15 protein-coding genes and 1 pseudogene are annotated in these 15,265 nt (G+C 36.4%); 12 read left to right on the top strand and 4 right to left on the bottom strand.

Going from position 1 to position 15,265, the window contains the following annotated elements; all coding sequences use genetic code 11:
- Positions 1-150: 150 nt before the first annotated feature.
- The 3 genes from DRF60_RS12495 to DRF60_RS12485 all read right to left on the bottom strand — a co-directional run bounded on the left by DRF60_RS12495 (position 151) and on the right by DRF60_RS12485 (position 2,929).
- Positions 151-1,758, bottom strand: a complete 1,608-nt coding sequence (locus DRF60_RS12495) for a CTP synthase (RefSeq protein WP_116012373.1) — start codon at positions 1,756-1,758, stop codon at positions 151-153.
- Between the two features lie 128 nt (positions 1,759-1,886).
- On the bottom strand, positions 1,887-2,456 hold the full coding sequence (locus tag DRF60_RS12490) for a YceI family protein (protein ID WP_116012372.1): 570 nt from the start codon (positions 2,454-2,456) through the stop codon (positions 1,887-1,889).
- Between the two features lie 68 nt (positions 2,457-2,524).
- Positions 2,525-2,929, bottom strand: a complete 405-nt coding sequence (locus DRF60_RS12485) for a hypothetical protein (protein ID WP_116012371.1) — start codon at positions 2,927-2,929, stop codon at positions 2,525-2,527.
- Positions 2,930-2,984: 55 nt separating this feature from the next.
- Here DRF60_RS12485 and radA point away from each other — a divergent pair, with 55 nt between their 5' ends.
- Both radA and DRF60_RS12475 read left to right on the top strand, forming a co-directional pair.
- Positions 2,985-4,334 carry a DNA repair protein RadA gene (gene radA / locus DRF60_RS12480; protein WP_111955249.1) on the top strand — a complete coding sequence of 450 codons (1,350 nt, stop codon included), beginning with the start codon at positions 2,985-2,987 and terminating at the stop codon, positions 4,332-4,334.
- 80 nt (positions 4,335-4,414) lie between these two features.
- Positions 4,415-5,011: an acyl carrier protein phosphodiesterase gene (locus tag DRF60_RS12475; protein WP_116012370.1), complete on the top strand. Its 597-nt coding sequence runs from the start codon at positions 4,415-4,417 to the stop codon at positions 5,009-5,011.
- A 536-nt stretch (positions 5,012-5,547) separates the two neighbouring features.
- On the opposite strand, the gene DRF60_RS12470 is transcribed toward DRF60_RS12475, so the two are convergent.
- A complete protein-coding gene (locus DRF60_RS12470) occupies positions 5,548-6,048 on the bottom strand; it encodes a DUF6702 family protein (protein WP_116012369.1) in 501 nt (166 codons plus the stop codon).
- 70 nt (positions 6,049-6,118) lie between these two features.
- Between DRF60_RS12470 and DRF60_RS12465 the strand changes: the two genes are divergently transcribed.
- The 10 genes and pseudogenes from DRF60_RS12465 to groEL form a co-directional block, all read left to right on the top strand.
- Complete coding sequence (locus DRF60_RS12465) at positions 6,119-6,697, top strand: HupE/UreJ family protein (RefSeq protein WP_116012389.1); 579 nt, start codon at positions 6,119-6,121, stop codon at positions 6,695-6,697.
- Between the two features lie 67 nt (positions 6,698-6,764).
- The gene (locus DRF60_RS12460; protein ID WP_116012368.1) at positions 6,765-9,155 is read left to right on the top strand and encodes a M1 family metallopeptidase; all 2,391 of its coding nucleotides are present in this window, start codon (positions 6,765-6,767) and stop codon (positions 9,153-9,155) included.
- Between the two features lie 221 nt (positions 9,156-9,376).
- Positions 9,377-9,511, top strand: a complete 135-nt coding sequence (locus DRF60_RS21790; protein ID WP_262510879.1) for a hypothetical protein — start codon at positions 9,377-9,379, stop codon at positions 9,509-9,511.
- A gap of 174 nt (positions 9,512-9,685) precedes the next feature.
- Positions 9,686-9,964 (top strand): co-chaperone GroES, encoded by a 279-nt coding sequence (locus DRF60_RS12455; RefSeq protein ID WP_034723531.1) that lies wholly within the window; start codon positions 9,686-9,688, stop codon positions 9,962-9,964.
- A gap of 58 nt (positions 9,965-10,022) precedes the next feature.
- Complete coding sequence (locus tag DRF60_RS12450; RefSeq protein WP_116012367.1) at positions 10,023-10,379, top strand: four helix bundle protein; 357 nt, start codon at positions 10,023-10,025, stop codon at positions 10,377-10,379.
- A 73-nt stretch (positions 10,380-10,452) separates the two neighbouring features.
- Positions 10,453-12,078 (top strand): chaperonin GroEL, encoded by a 1,626-nt coding sequence (gene groL, locus DRF60_RS12445; RefSeq protein WP_116012366.1) that lies wholly within the window; start codon positions 10,453-10,455, stop codon positions 12,076-12,078.
- A 399-nt stretch (positions 12,079-12,477) separates the two neighbouring features.
- Entirely contained in the window at positions 12,478-13,593 is a 1,116-nt protein-coding gene (locus DRF60_RS12440) for a DUF6794 domain-containing protein (protein ID WP_116012365.1), read from the top strand.
- 481 nt (positions 13,594-14,074) lie between these two features.
- Positions 14,075-14,353, top strand: coding sequence for a hypothetical protein (locus DRF60_RS12435; protein WP_116012364.1), 279 nt, complete (start codon positions 14,075-14,077; stop codon positions 14,351-14,353).
- Positions 14,354-14,752 (top strand): hypothetical protein, encoded by a 399-nt coding sequence (locus DRF60_RS12430; RefSeq protein ID WP_116012363.1) that lies wholly within the window; start codon positions 14,354-14,356, stop codon positions 14,750-14,752.
- Between the two features lie 50 nt (positions 14,753-14,802).
- A pseudogene (gene groEL / locus DRF60_RS12425) lies at positions 14,803-14,997 on the top strand (chaperonin GroEL); the annotation flags it as partial.
- Between the last annotated feature and the right edge of the window lie 268 nt (positions 14,998-15,265).

The following is a 15,265-nucleotide window of genomic DNA, read 5'->3' as shown; positions in this document are numbered from 1 at the left end:
TCAAGCATCACAATATGCTGCTTTTTTGAGCTGACAAAAATACTGTTTTTTTATCAAAACTCTATGCATTACCATGTTACTATATAATAAACTCAAGCTGAGAATAATCAGCCTGAGTTTATTTTAAGACGTTTATTGTAAATAATTACCTTATTTCTTTTCGCAAGCCTTAATAAAAGCTCTGAACAGAGGATGCGGCGTTGCTACTGTACTTTTGTATTCAGGATGGTACTGCACTCCTACATAGAATGGATGGTCAGGAAGCTCAAGAGCCTCTACCAAACCTGTTTCCGGATTGGTACCTGTCGCAAGGAACCCGTTCTTTTCAAATTCCTGAAGATAATCACTGTTAAATTCATAACGGTGACGGTGTCTTTCTGTAATATTTTTAGTTCCGTAGATGTCATATAGTCTGGAGCCATTTTTGAGTGAACATTTCCAAGCTCCAAGGCGCATTGTACCTCCTTTGTCTACAATATTTTTCTGCTCTTCCATGATAGAAATTACAGGATCCGGTGTAGAGGTGTCAAATTCCATTGAATTCGACTTGGTGTGGCCAAGAACATTTCTTGCAAATTCAATTGTCATGATCTGCATTCCCAGACAGATTCCTAACATAGGAATTTTATTTTCTCTTGCATATTGAGCTGTAAGCACTTTTCCTTCGATTCCTCTATCGCCAAAACCTGGAGCAATAAGGATTCCGTCCACGTCATTTAAAGTCTCTTTAATATTTTCAGCGGTAATATCTCCACTGTATACCCATCTTACTTTCACTTCAGTTTCAAGACTAGCACCTGCGTGTTTGAATGCTTCAGCAATAGAAATATAAGAATCCTGCAGAGAAATATATTTTCCTACCAAGGCTATTTGTACAGTTCTTTTAGGGTTCTTGAATTTTTTAAGGAAAGTTTTCCAATCTTTCAGATCAGCTTCTTTGTCATTTTTCAGATCCAGTTCTTTTAAAACAACATCGTCAAAATTTTGTTTCTGAAGATACATTGGAACTTCATAGATCGTTTCAAGATCTTTACATTCAATGACATTATCCAAGGACACATTACAGAATTGAGCCAATTTCGCTCTCTGATCTTTTGGAATATTATGTTCTGTTCTGCAAACCAGGACATCCGCCATAATTCCGCTTTCCATCAATTGACGAACGGAATGCTGTGAAGGTTTTGTTTTTAATTCACCGCTTGAAGCGAGGTAAGGCAACAGGGTAAGATGGATCACCATAGAATTTTTTTCACCAAGCTCCCATTTCAGCTGACGTACCGTTTCAATGTATGGAAGAGATTCAATATCTCCTACAGTACCCCCAATCTCAGTAATGATGATATCGTAGTTCTGCTTGGAAAGCATTTTGATTCTGCGCTTGATCTCGTTGGTGATATGAGGAATTACCTGAACCGTTTTTCCCAAGAAGTCTCCTTTTCTTTCTTTTTCAATAACTGTTTGGTAAATTTTTCCTGTAGTAACGTTGTTGTTTTGGGAAGTAGGAGCATCCAAATAACGCTCGTAGTGACCTAAATCCAGATCCGTTTCTGCACCATCTTCGGTTACATAGCATTCTCCGTGTTCATATGGATTCAGTGTTCCCGGGTCTATGTTGATATAAGGATCCAGTTTTTGGATCGTTACGCTAAAACCGCGTGATTTTAACAAAAGTCCCAGAGAAGCAGACACGATTCCTTTTCCCAAAGATGAAGTTACACCTCCTGTCACAAAGATGTACTTTGTATTCTTTTTACTCATTAGATTAGGTTTGTGCAAAGTTATGGGAAAAAGAAATACAAAGCAATTTTTTAAATTTTGAAAACGGAAAAATCAAAAAAGGCTTCCCAATCACTTAGAAAACCTTTTTAAATTTAATTTATTATAAATTATTGTTTTATCAACTCAAAATACAGACTTACTTCCACATCTTTAGCTACACCTGCGCCGGTTGGGTCGTATTTGATTCCGTAATCTAAACGGTTCACTGTGAATTTGCTCTGGAAACCCATCACTTCTTTTCCCTGCTGGTTTTTAGTAACTCCCCCAAATGTTACGGGAACACTTATTTCTTTTACAGTCTCCTTAATTTTCAAGTTTCCTTTCAGAATGTATGAATTATTTTTGTCCTTGGTAATGGAAGTGCTGTGAAAGCTTATTGCCGGATATTTATCTGCGTCAAAAAAATCAGCACTTTTAAGGTGCTTATCTCTCATTTCTACTCCTGTGTTAATAGAGTTCACCTCTACCCCAAAATCAAAAACGCCATTATCTAAATTGGCCCCTTCAGTTGTTACTCTTCCTTTAAATGTATCAAAGCGTCCCTGCACAAAGTTAATCCCCATATGTTTGATATTAAAGTTTACCGAAGAATGCATAGGATCAACTGCCCACTCTGTTTGTGCAAAGCTCAGGACGCTTAACAGCATGAAAACGAAAGATAAAAATACTTTTTTCATAATAAATTAATTTTAGTTGAGTAAAGATAATACATATTGATTATCCTGTTCTTGATGTAGGTTAGTTTTTAATTTTTAGATGAAATTATCTTAGAATATAACAAGTTGAAGACAAATATGATCAGAAATACAACGAGTGAATTAACATAAAGGAATAAAGCAAGAAGCCCCACATCTGTTTTATTTGAAAAATAGGCAAAGGGGTTCGTTCCAGAAATAATTAATGTGAGTAAATAAATGATTTCAAATAAAGCCACAATTTTTAAAACTGAATTATAATTCTTTCTGAAGATTAATATCGTAATAAAACTGACAATTGTTACGATAATACATTCCACTAAAACCCCAATTGGCACCAGGGCAATTCCGTCTGATTTTTCTTTTAAAAAATGTAATGTCCATTCGCTGAATTGGGCATTAAGAAGACTCATCACAATAAATATGACCAAGCTTCTCATTATAATATTTTTCATGTTTGGAAATTAATTAAAATTCTGAAAGGACATTCATTTTTTTTAACTTCGCAGTATGGCAAAACTGAAAACAGCATATTTCTGTCAAAACTGCGGAACCCAATATTCCCAATGGATGGGACAGTGCAAAAACTGTGGAGAATGGAATACCCTTGTGGAGGAAGTCGTAGAAAAAACTTCATCCAAAACTCCACCATTTTCAAAATCTAAACAGCACGTCATCAACATTATTGAAGTTGAAACCAGCGAAGAACCGAGAATAAAAACACCTTCTGAGGAGCTAAACCGTGTTCTTGGCGGAGGCATTGTACTGGGTTCAGTAACGTTAATCGGTGGTGAACCCGGAATCGGGAAATCTACTCTTTTGCTTCAGCTGGCCTTAAAGATGAAGAAAAAAATTTTTTATGTTTCCGGGGAGGAAAGTGCTTCACAAATCAAGATGAGAGCGGACCGACTAACAGATGTTCAGAACCCCAACTGTTTTCTCTTTACTGAAACGTCACTGGAAAAGATCCTTCACGAAGCGAAAAAATTGGAACCGGATTTCATAATCATCGATTCTATCCAAACTTTACAGTCTCAGTTAATTGAAAGTTCACCCGGAACCGTTTCCCAGATCAGGGAATGTTCGAATGAAATTATAAAATTTGCAAAAGAGAATAATACCCCAGTATTCCTTGTAGGCCATATCACGAAAGACGGCCAGATTGCCGGGCCAAAAGTACTGGAACATATGGTAGATGTGGTTTTAAATTTCGATGGTGACAGAAACCATCTTTTCAGACTGCTGAGAGCCAATAAAAACCGTTTCGGATCTACTTCCGAGATTGGTATTTATGAAATGGTTTCACAGGGTTTAAAAGAAATCAGAAATCCTTCCGAAATCCTTATCACTAAGAAATTTGAGGAGCTTTCCGGCAATTCCGTGGCAGTAACTCTGGAAGGAAACCGCCCGATGCTTCTGGAAATACAGGCATTGGTGAGTACAGCTGTTTACGGGACTCCGCAGAGAAGCTCTACCGGATTTGATGCTAAAAGACTGAATATGCTTCTGGCTGTTCTGGAAAAGCGTGCAGGATTCCAGCTTGGGGCTAAGGATGTCTTTTTAAATATTACCGGAGGTATAAAAACGGACGATCCGGCATTGGATCTTGCCGTGGTAGCCTCTATCCTGTCGTCCAATGAAGATATTGCTATTTCCGAGCATTACTGCTTTGCAGGTGAAATCGGATTAAGTGGTGAGATCCGGCCAATAGCACAGGTGGAACAGAGAATTACAGAAGCTGAAAAACTAGGTTACGAAAAAATATTTGTATCGAATCTTAACAAAATACCGAAAAGAAAATTTGGAATTAAAATTGAGGAAGTGAGCAAAATTGAGGATTTCCACGAAAGGATCTTTTAAAACAGCTTTCACAGGTCATTAAATGATGGACAAAGCGGATTGATTATTCATCATTCATATTTAATCTCTATCTTTAATCTATGAATTATCTTGCACATTCCTTTCTCTCTTTTTCCGACGGACAGATTGTAGGACAGTTTCTTGAAGATTTTATCCGGAACAAAGACCGCTATTCCTTTCCTAAGGATATTCAGGATGGAATTACAATACACCGGGCCGTGGATACATTCACAGATTCTCATCCCGCAATTCATGAAGCTAAAAAGGCTTTCTCTCCTTTAGTCAGGCTTTATGCAGGTGCATTTGTAGATGTTGCCATGGATTACTTTGTGGCTACTGATCTTTCCCTGAATTCTTTAGCTGAATGGAAAGCCCATTCCTTAAGAGTGTACAGGGTTCTTAATGAACATGAAGAATGGCTTCCCGAAAACTTTAAAGTAATGTTGGCTAAAATGGAAAAAGATGACTGGCTGTATAATTATCGTGAAGACTGGGGCATTAAGTTCAGTATGCGCAATGTTCTCAATAAAGCAAAATACCTGAATCCTGACATTCCTGTTTTCGAAGCATTCCTAGAAAATAAACCTTTCCTTCAGGAGTGTTATAATAATTTTTTTCCTGATCTTTTTGATCACGTCAAAGGGATCAATGCAATAATTCAAATGGACCATAGATAAAAACACTTACAGGGAACGTAAGTGCTTTTTTTTAACAATTTGTGTTATTAGAATCTGCCTTAAATGTGATAAGTGGGAATTTTCACATTTCATTAATTTATAGTATAAAACGGCTATTCAGCATCTTCATTCTTTTTATCCATCATTTTTATTAATCCCTAACTGATCAAAAAAACTAGAATATAAAATTCAAAAATCTGTTTCGTTAGGTTCCGCTTATCCTAATCAGCTTGTGACTTTTTATTCCATTTACAGATTATGATTAAGTGAAAATTTTCTTTTAAGAAATGATTAATTAAAAAAAATTATCAAAACCGTTATACACAAATATAGATTTTTTAAAGCAAAAAACAAAATATAATACGTATTAATTAACAAATAATATCTAAAATTAAATTATTAATACATAAATATCAAATTTATTGAAAAATAATTATTATAAATAATTTAAACATTGATACAAATTAATTTTATTAATCAATAATCAGTGATTTAATATTGTTTAAATTTATAATAGACAAAGAGAAACTTATGCATTAAAACTGTCGGTATAAATATCGGTTGGGATAGGTAAGCTTTTCGCTTTTTCTCTCACCATTCACAATCATGTGAACAATATTGATCTGATCATCAAAAAGATTGTACAGGAAACTGACCGCCGATTCCACTTTTTTAGGAGTATTAAGCGTTTCCGACTCAAGAAAAACATTCACTGATTCGCTGTCTTCTTCATATCCTACGTAATTTATTCTCAAAAACTTGCCGTCAGCTTTTAATTTGAAATATTCTGCACAGTATTTTTCCAGAGCTTCATTGAGTCTGGCTTTATATTTTTCGTCATTAAAATGGAAAGAGTTTCCATATTTTTTGCCTAAGGCATTTTCCAGATCATCAAGAAAAAAACGGCCTGTAATCTCAAAAGATTTAGATTTAGAATTATAATTAATTTCTACAGAACCCACATGATAAGGATGCTTCGCTTCTGAAAAAGAGAATAAAAAAAATACCGGTAATAAAAACAGCCATAAATTCTTCATATGTCCTGATCTTTAAAATTTTGTTCGAAATTAATCATTATTTTCGTACGCATTATATTTTCACGTTATGATGCAGGATTTTCTCTTCTATTTAAACCTTGGCTGGGAACATATTATTTCTCCGGATGCGCTGGACCATCAATTATTTGTCCTGGCTCTGATTGCCGTATATTCTTACAGTGACTGGAAAAAAATACTGTTCCTGGTGACCGCTTTTACAATAGGACATTCTATCACATTAGCATTGAGTATTCTGGATATTTTCAGAGTTCCTTCTGCCTGGGTGGAGTTTTTGATTCCTTTAACGATCGTCCTTACGTCTCTGGATAACATCCTTATGAAAAATAAAAAGCAGATCCTGATGCGGGCCAATTATTATCTGGCAGCCCTTTTTGGCCTTATCCATGGAATGGGTTTTGCAAATACAGCAAGAGTGATGATCACCAAAAGCCAGAGTATCACCATTCCGTTATTAGGCTTTAACATAGGTCTTGAATTGGGACAGATTGTTATTGTCTTGGGTATTCTTATCCTTTTATTTATTTTACTGAGTATTTTTAAGGTTAACAAAAAAGACTGGATCCTGTTCGTATCTTCCGGCGTATTTGCATTGGCTTTAAAAATGACTTTAGAAAGAATTCCTTTTTAACGTTGAAACATTTTTAATTTTTCAACGACTTATTATTATCTTTGATAACTATTAAATCAATCCGGTAATGAAATTAAAAGCAACACTACTTTCATTTTCTGTATTTGCATATACAGGCTTCACCGCACAAAATATTCAGAATAATCCTGGAAGTAACCACGGAAACAGATTCGAGCAGCTCGGGACTATTCTTCCCACACCTAATATTTACAGAACGGCTTCCGGGGCTCCCGGCCAGGGATATTGGCAGAACAGGGCTGATTATGATATCACAGCTTATCTTGATGAAGATAAAAGAAATCTGAAAGGATCAGAAACCATCACTTATTACAACAATTCTCCGGATGATCTGGATTACATCTGGCTTCAGTTGGATGAAAATCAACAATCCACTGTAAAAAATGCCGGTTTTGAATTTCCCTCTACTCTTCCTGCCTCTACTAACGATCAGCAGCTGAAAGTGACCGAACTGCCTGAAAAAGACAACGGCTATGGTGTAAATCTGGAGAAGGTGACGGATGCTTCAGGTAATCCACTGAAATATACAGTGAATAAGACGATGATGCGTATTGATCTGCCAAAAGTATTAAAGAAAGGAGAAAAGCTGATCTTCAAAATAAACTGGAACTATAATATTCCTAACAGAATAAAAATGGGTGGCCGTGGTGGCTATGAAAATTTTGCTGAAGACGGAAACGATCTGTACACTATCACGCAATGGTATCCGAGAATGTGTGTATACAGTGATTTTCACGGATGGCAGAACCACCAGTTCACAGGGCGTGGTGAATTTGCATTGGTATTCGGAAATTTTAAAGTTTCAATGAATGTACCGGCAGATCATATTGTAGGCGGAACCGGCGAATGTAAAAATTATGAGCAGGTTTTAACTTCAGACCAGATGGCAAGATACCGAAAGGCTGAAAGTGCTGCTGAACCCATAGAAATTGTAACACTGGATGAAGCGAAAAAAGCTGAAAAAAATCATTCTAAACAAAGAAAAACGTGGAATTTCGAGGCCAATGATGTAAGGGATTTCGCGTGGACCTCATCCAGAAAATTTGTCTGGGACGGAATGCGTGTTACAATTCCTGAAAACAACAATAAAGTGATGGCCATGAGCTTCTACCCAAAAGAAGCCTATGGTCTTTATAGAAAATATTCTACAAAAGCAGTTGCCCACACCATTAAAACCTATTCTGAATTCACTATACCTTATCCATATCCTGTAGCACAGTCTGTAGAGGCGGCCAACGGAATGGAGTACCCTATGATCTGTTTCAATTTTGGAAGAACGGAAAAGGACGGAACTTATTCTGAGGGAACTAAAAACGGAATGATCGGGGTTGTGATTCATGAGGTTGGCCACAATTTCTTCCCGATGATCATCAACTCTGATGAAAGACAGTGGAGCTGGATGGATGAGGGATTGAATACATTTACGGAATATCTTACGGAAGAGAAGTGGGATAATAAATTCCCTTCAAAAAGAGGCCCTGCATGGACGATTACAGATTATATGAAGCTCCCTAAAGATCAGCTGGAACCCATCATGAGTAACTCCGAAAATATTATTCAGTTCGGCCCGAACGCATACTCAAAACCGGCCACCGGATTAAATATTCTTCGTGAGACAATCATGGGAAGAGAGTTATTTGATAAAGCTTTTAAAACGTATGCAAAAAGATGGGCATTCAAACATCCTGAACCTGCAGACTTCTTCCGTACTATGGAAGATGCCAGCGGTGAGGATCTCGACTGGTTCTGGAGAGGATGGTTCTACGGAACGGATCCTGTAGATATCGCTATTGATAAAGTCACTGTGGCAGTTCCGGATCTCAACACTCCACCAAAAACAGCCAAAGAAATAAAATATAAAGTAGAAGAACCAATTCAGAACTCATTTGAAGATATTTCAAAGATCAGAAATAAAGAGGATAAAAATATCACATTCTATGTAGATCAGGATAAGGACCTACAGGATTTTTATTACCGATATGACAGAGGCCAGGAGAAAATAGATGCTGGTAAAGAATATACTGTAAAAACGGAAGCCGGTATTCCTCTGGATGCCAGAGATAAAGAAAAATTCAAAAATCTTACAGGCTACCAGATCGACTTTGTCAATAAAGGAGGACTTGTAATGCCTATCATTCTTGAATTTACTTTTGAAGACGGAACAAAACTGTATGATAAGTCGTCTGCACAGATCTGGAGACAGAATGAAAAGAAGGTTTCCAAGACGTATTATTTTGATAAAAAAATCAAGTCGATACAGCTTGACCCCATGAGGGAAACTGCAGATATCGATACTTCCAACAATCTATGGAGCAGCGCCGGGACAGACAGCCAGGTCTCAAAATTCCAACTGTTTAAGCAAAAGCAGGGAGCCGGTACGGTAAGAGGAGGATCCAACGGAAAAGTAAATCCAATGCAGGCCGCCGGAAAGAAATCATAAAAACTTAAAAAGGTTGTTTCAAATTTGAAACAACCTTCTTAATTACCTGCATATCACCCGGAAGAACTTTGTGCACCCCTCAATTGGACTTGAATAAATCTACAAACAGTGTATAATCTGATCATATTTTTTTATCTTTGATGTACACTTATCACATCAATCGTCAAAAATCCTGATTGACATTAAATGTTCGGGAATGTAAAACCAACACATTATTATTTATGAAAAATGCTAAATCATTAAGCAGAGACGCTCAGAAATCTATTATCGGAGGTGCAGCGAGAGCTGTTTGCTGCGAATGGGACGAACAGGGAAGATGTACTTTATGGATCGGGCCGGGACAGCACTGCCCTTAATCCACCTAATTATTAGAGTTAAATACCAAAGCCGGAAGTTTCCGGCTTTATTTTTTTCCATTTTTCTGCCAAATTTTCACACTGAGTAATAAAATTCTGCCATTTCATCCACAGATCTCTCATGGCATACATTTAGAGAATTATAACGGAGAATTAATTAAAAATAAATATATTATGTCAGTAAACTTTAAACCATTAGCAGACAGAGTTTTGATCGAGCCGATCGCTGCAGAAACTAAAACAGCTTCAGGTATTATTATTCCGGACACCGCAAAAGAAAAACCACAGGAAGGTACAGTAGTAGCAGTAGGTCCAGGGAAAAAAGATGAGCCTACAACTGTTCAGGTAGGTGACAAAGTTCTTTATGGAAAATATTCAGGTTCTGAATTGAAATTAGACGGAAAAGATTTCTTAATTGTAAAAGAGGGGGATCTTTTAGGAGTAATCGGGTAACTGTAAGCTTCTGGCTTTTGGCTCCTAGCTTATTGCAATAGAGATTAAGCAAACTACTATGAGAGATTTTAAGAAATTTGAAGTTTGGCAATTGAGTCATCAATTAACTTTAAAAGTTTATAAATCAACCAAAAACTTCCCTAAAGAAGAGATTTTTGGATTGACCTCTCAGATCAGAAGATCATTCGCTTCAATCGGATATAATATTTCGGAAGGAAGTGGCAGAAATTCTGATAAAGAATTTGCTAATTTTATCAATATTGCATTAGGGTCGTCTAACGAAGCCGAAAACCAATTAATTCTATCTAGAGATTTAAATTATATTAACGAGATTGATTATCAAAATCTTTCAGAAGAGTTAACAATACTAAAAAAGAAGCTTGTGACACTTTGGAACAGGCTCAACGGAAATTAAATCAAATTAAAAAATAAAACTTGCGAATCGCTAAAGCTAAAAGCTAAAAGCCATTCGCCAAAAGCTAAACAATATGGCAAAAGAAATAAAATTCGATATTGAATCAAGAGACGCTTTAAAAAGAGGAGTTGATGCATTGGCTAATGCAGTAAAAGTAACTTTAGGACCAAAAGGTAGAAACGTAGTAATCGAAAAATCTTTCGGGGCTCCTCACGTAACTAAGGATGGTGTTTCTGTAGCGAAAGAAATCGAACTTGAAGACAGAGTAGAAAATATGGGAGCGCAGATGGTAAAAGAAGTGGCTTCCAAAACTAATGATATCGCAGGAGACGGTACTACTACTGCTACTGTATTGGCACAGGCTATCGTAAGAGAAGGTCTTAAGAACGTAGCTGCAGGTGCTAACCCAATGGATCTGAAAAGAGGGATCGACAAGGCAGTAACTGCTGTGGTTGAAAACCTTAAATCTCAGTCTAAAACAGTGGGAGATTCTACAGAAATGGTGAAGCAGGTAGCTTCGGTTTCTGCAAACAACGACGAGACTATCGGATCTCTTATCGCTGAAGCTTTCGGGAAAGTAGGTAAAGAAGGTGTAATCACTGTAGAAGAAGCTAAAGGTATCGATACAACGGTAGATGTTGTAGAAGGTATGCAGTTCGACAGAGGATACCAGTCTCCTTACTTCGTGACTAACCCTGAGAAAATGGTAGCTGAAGTAGAAAATCCTTATATCCTTTTGGTAGAGAAGAAAATCTCTTCTATGAAAGAATTGCTTCCGGTTCTTGAGCCGATTGCACAGGGAGGAAAATCTCTATTGATTATTTCTGAAGAAGTGGAAGGTGAAGCTTTAGCAACTTTGGTGGTAAACAAATTAAGAGGTTCTCTTAAAATTGCTGCTGTAAAAGCTCCTGGATTCGGAGACAGAAGAAAAGCAATGTTAGAAGATATCGCGATCTTAACTGGCGGACAGGTTATTTCTGAAGAGCAAGGTTTCACTATGGAAAACATCTCTCTGGATATGCTTGGAACTGCTGAGAAAGTAACAATCGATAAAGATAACACAACGATCGTAAACGGTGGTGGTGACGAAGCTAAAATCAAAGGAAGAGTAGCTCAGATCAAAGCTCAGATGGAAACGACTACTTCTGACTACGACAGAGAAAAACTACAGGAGAGACTGGCTAAATTAGCTGGTGGTGTTGCCGTACTTTACGTAGGTGCAGCTTCTGAAGTTGAAATGAAGGAGAAAAAAGACAGAGTAGATGATGCCCTTCACGCTACAAGAGCAGCCGTTGAAGAAGGTATCGTTGCAGGAGGTGGTGTTGCTTTAGTAAGAGCAATCTCAGCTTTGGAAAACCTTACAGGAATCAATTCTGACGAAACTACCGGTATCAAAATCGTGAAAAGAGCGATCGAGGAGCCATTAAGACAAATCGTTGCCAATGCAGGCGGTGAAGGTTCTGTAATCGTAGCGAAAGTTGCGGAAGGTACAGGAGACTTCGGATACAATGCTAAAACTGACGAGTATGTGAACATGCTTGAAGCAGGAATCATTGACCCTACGAAAGTAACAAGAGTTGCCCTTGAAAATGCAGCTTCTGTTTCAGGAATGCTTCTTACAACAGAATGTGTGATCACTGAAGTAAAAAAAGACGAACCTGCTATGCCAATGGGTGGTGGAATGCCGGGAATGATGTAACAGCGTGTCGCTGAGACAATTTAATATACTAACCGTTCTACTTTTTGTGGAACGGTTTTTTTATCTGTAAATTTAAAGCAAGGCATCTAGATTGGAATCCTTGTCAAGGTTTAAAACCTTGACAAGGATATACTGAAATATATTTGAAAATGCAGCTTCTGTTTCCGGAATGCTTCTTACCACTGAATGTGTAATCACTGAAGTGAAGAGCGCAGAACCAGCTATGCCAATGGGTGGTGGAATGCCGGGAATGATGTAGTAGCGAGTCGCTGAGAAAATTCAATATACTAACCGCTCTATTGTATAGGGTAGTTTTTTTTGTATTATTATAATAATGTTAGTATAATTAAACGCACATAATATTTCTGTAATTCGTAGATTTGAATCATCTACAACATCATGAAAAAAATATTCCTAGTAAGCACTATCTTATTTTTAGCACAATTAAATGTATTTGCACAAAATAAATTACCCAAAAACTTAAAGCAAGTTGTAATGTATTTAGATAAAGACTGTCCAGATAGTATTAAAGTACAAATTAAAAATACTCATCAAGATAGTTTAATTTTTACTGTTTATCCATTTGCAAAGACAAAACCATATAAAGACTATAGAACAATTTTTAACTGGACAAGTGAAAATGGCAATCCAAAAATCACTAAATATTTAGATAAAAAAGAAATTTTTGATCATCACTCTGAAGTCTTGCTATATAGTTTTAAACAATATCTTGTAAATGATAAAATAAAAGAAAAAGATATACTTAACAAGTATATTAAACTTCAAAAACAACTAGATGATAAAAACAAGATAAAATATATAACGGATACTATTAACAAAGTATACATTCCCAAAGACTTGGAGGATTGCTTTGTTCAGATCAATATATTCTGGAATGATAGTATAAAAGCAAAAGTTAGAACCTGGGAAGAAAACGAATTTACTGGAAAAGTTCACTTAGGATTTGGAATGTGGTTGAGAAATAACTGGCAACTTTGGGGAGGCTCAAGGCTATCAAAATACTTTAATAATTTAAACATTTACCATCCGGATGATATGTCGGGAATTATCTTGTTAAGTTATCACAGACATTTAAACAACAGAGAGATTAAACTCGAAGAGCAGATAAAATACTATCAGGATTATTGGGAGAATTCTAAAAAAACGGAACAGAAAAGAAAAATAGAAAACTTTTCAAAATATAAAATTGGAAATACACTGGAATTTAACTATCCAAAAGGATTTGTAAGTAAAGAACAAGAAGATAACTATGATAATGGAACTTGTACTGCAAAAGGAGTAATTACAGAACGTAATAAAAAAGACTTTCTCATTAAAGTGAAAATTATTGAAACTTGCGACAAAAAAGGAATTGTCTATTATGACAATGATGGAGATATAATTTATAATCCGAAAACTAAAAGGTCAAGCAGTTCCCAAAAAAGAATCATAAAAAAAATAAAACGTAATAAAGAACAATGGTTTGAATATAAAAGCTGGGAACCTATTGAATGATAAAAGCACCGCAAATAATAAGTCTTTACCTTTATTTCATCTCTATAATATTAAATGTTCATATGCTTGAAACGGGGATCATAGCCCCCTGCCAAAGTAACAAGAGTTGCCTGAATGTGTAATCACTGAAGTGAAAAAAGACGAACCAGCTATGTCAATGGGTGATGGAATGCCAGGAATAATGTAATGGTCAGCGACCGAGGCAAATTAGTATACTACCGTTCTACTTTTGTGGAGCGGTTTTTTTTGTATCAACTGTTTGAAACAGAAAAGTCTCACATGAGCAAGAAAGTATTTTTCTATTAACATATTTCACAATTAGTAGAAATACTTAAATTCATTTTGGGTAATAAATACGGTATTTTCAACGCTTACATTCGTTTAATTTTACAGAAATAAAAGTTCCCAAACAAACATTCTTTTCTTAAACAGGTATACCGAAAACTGTATAGAGTAGGTAAAATATTAAAACACAATTATTATGGCAGGAGATAATGACAGAATACACGGCTACAATCCCATTTATCGTGTGCAAAAACCCGTTCATTTTCACTCTTTTGAGCTTGACAGTAAGAAAAAACCAACAAATTTCATCTATCAAAAAGTAACCATTGATGGGCCTGGTGCTGCAGTTGATGATCATCAGGGGCATATTGTTCCCCAAAAGACCCTTAATATTATCTTAAATCCTCTGATGGATAATATGGCAAAAAACTGCAAAAATTTACCCGAGGTCGAAAATTTTATTAAAAATACATAGATGCAGCTTGTCTATAACTATGGAAAAAAGATAGGTGCCCCCATGTTTGATTTTGAGGACAGCGATCCGGAGACTAAAGTTGGTGGTTTTTTCTCCATTGTAACCTGGAATCCGGTAAATATCTGCCGCGCTCCGGAGGATAAAAAAAGAAATGGTGTTCCTGGTAATACTATTGATACCCAGGTTGAGCAATATCTTGCTGCTCATAAAGATCAACAAGGCGTTAATGCAGCGTGGCTTTCAAGTTTGCAATCGCTGATGAAAGATGATAAAAGTCCTGATAAAATAACAGATTATATCACGAAATGCTCTGAGACTCTATCAGGACAGGAAACCAAAGGTATTGGTTATTATTCATTCCCCTGGAAATACACCAATACTATTTTAAATCCCATATAGATCATCAGACCTTTTGTCTCCAAGCAGACTCTATCCTTTTTGATACAAGATACAATGCGAAAACTGACGAGTATGTAAACATGCTTGATGCAGGAATCATTGACCCTACGAAAGTAACAAGAGTTGCCCTCGAAAACGCAGCTTCTGTTTCAGGAATGCTTTTAACCACTGAATGTGCGATCACTGAAGTGAAAAAAGACGAGCCAGCTATGCCAATGGGAGGTGGAATGCCGGGAATGATGTAACGGTCAGCGACCGAGGCAAATTAGTATACTACCGTTCTACTTTTTGTGGAACGGTTTTTTTATCTGTAAATTTAAAGCAAGGCGTCTAGATTGGAATCCTTGTCAAGGTTTAAAACCTAGACAAGGATATACTGAAATATATTTGAAAATGCAACTTCTGTTTCAGGAATGCTTCTTACAACAGAATGTGTGATCACTGAAGTGAAAAAAGACGAACCTGCTATGCTAATGGGAGGTGGAATGCCAGGAATGATGTAATGGTCAGCGA

It is taken from the genome of Chryseobacterium elymi, from assembly GCF_003385495.1.
Classification (GTDB): Bacteria; Bacteroidota; Bacteroidia; order Flavobacteriales; family Weeksellaceae; genus Chryseobacterium; species Chryseobacterium elymi.
This window is presented reverse-complemented; position numbering and strand designations above follow the sequence as displayed.

Excerpts from the sequence above, each read along its gene's own strand:
- DRF60_RS12490 (WP_116012372.1), bottom strand. The coding sequence starts at position 2,456 with ATGAAAAAAGTATTTTTATCTTTCGTTTTCATGCTGTTAAGCGTCCTG.
- DRF60_RS12430 (WP_116012363.1), top strand. The coding sequence starts at position 14,354 with ATGCAGCTTGTCTATAACTATGGAAAAAAGATAGGTGCCCCCATGTTT.
- DRF60_RS12485 (WP_116012371.1), bottom strand. The coding sequence starts at position 2,929 with ATGAAAAATATTATAATGAGAAGCTTGGTCATATTTATTGTGATGAGT.
- DRF60_RS12460 (WP_116012368.1), top strand. The coding sequence starts at position 6,765 with ATGAAATTAAAAGCAACACTACTTTCATTTTCTGTATTTGCATATACA.
- DRF60_RS12455 (WP_034723531.1), top strand. The coding sequence starts at position 9,686 with ATGTCAGTAAACTTTAAACCATTAGCAGACAGAGTTTTGATCGAGCCG.
- DRF60_RS12440 (WP_116012365.1), top strand. The coding sequence starts at position 12,478 with ATGAAAAAAATATTCCTAGTAAGCACTATCTTATTTTTAGCACAATTA.
- DRF60_RS12465 (WP_116012389.1), top strand. The coding sequence starts at position 6,119 with ATGCAGGATTTTCTCTTCTATTTAAACCTTGGCTGGGAACATATTATT.
- radA (WP_111955249.1), top strand. The coding sequence starts at position 2,985 with ATGGCAAAACTGAAAACAGCATATTTCTGTCAAAACTGCGGAACCCAA.
- DRF60_RS12450 (WP_116012367.1), top strand. The coding sequence starts at position 10,023 with ATGAGAGATTTTAAGAAATTTGAAGTTTGGCAATTGAGTCATCAATTA.
- DRF60_RS21790 (WP_262510879.1), top strand. The coding sequence starts at position 9,377 with ATGAAAAATGCTAAATCATTAAGCAGAGACGCTCAGAAATCTATTATC.
- DRF60_RS12475 (WP_116012370.1), top strand. The coding sequence starts at position 4,415 with ATGAATTATCTTGCACATTCCTTTCTCTCTTTTTCCGACGGACAGATT.
- DRF60_RS12435 (WP_116012364.1), top strand. The coding sequence starts at position 14,075 with ATGGCAGGAGATAATGACAGAATACACGGCTACAATCCCATTTATCGT.
- DRF60_RS12470 (WP_116012369.1), bottom strand. The coding sequence starts at position 6,048 with ATGAAGAATTTATGGCTGTTTTTATTACCGGTATTTTTTTTATTCTCT.
- groL (WP_116012366.1), top strand. The coding sequence starts at position 10,453 with ATGGCAAAAGAAATAAAATTCGATATTGAATCAAGAGACGCTTTAAAA.
- DRF60_RS12495 (WP_116012373.1), bottom strand. The coding sequence starts at position 1,758 with ATGAGTAAAAAGAATACAAAGTACATCTTTGTGACAGGAGGTGTAACT.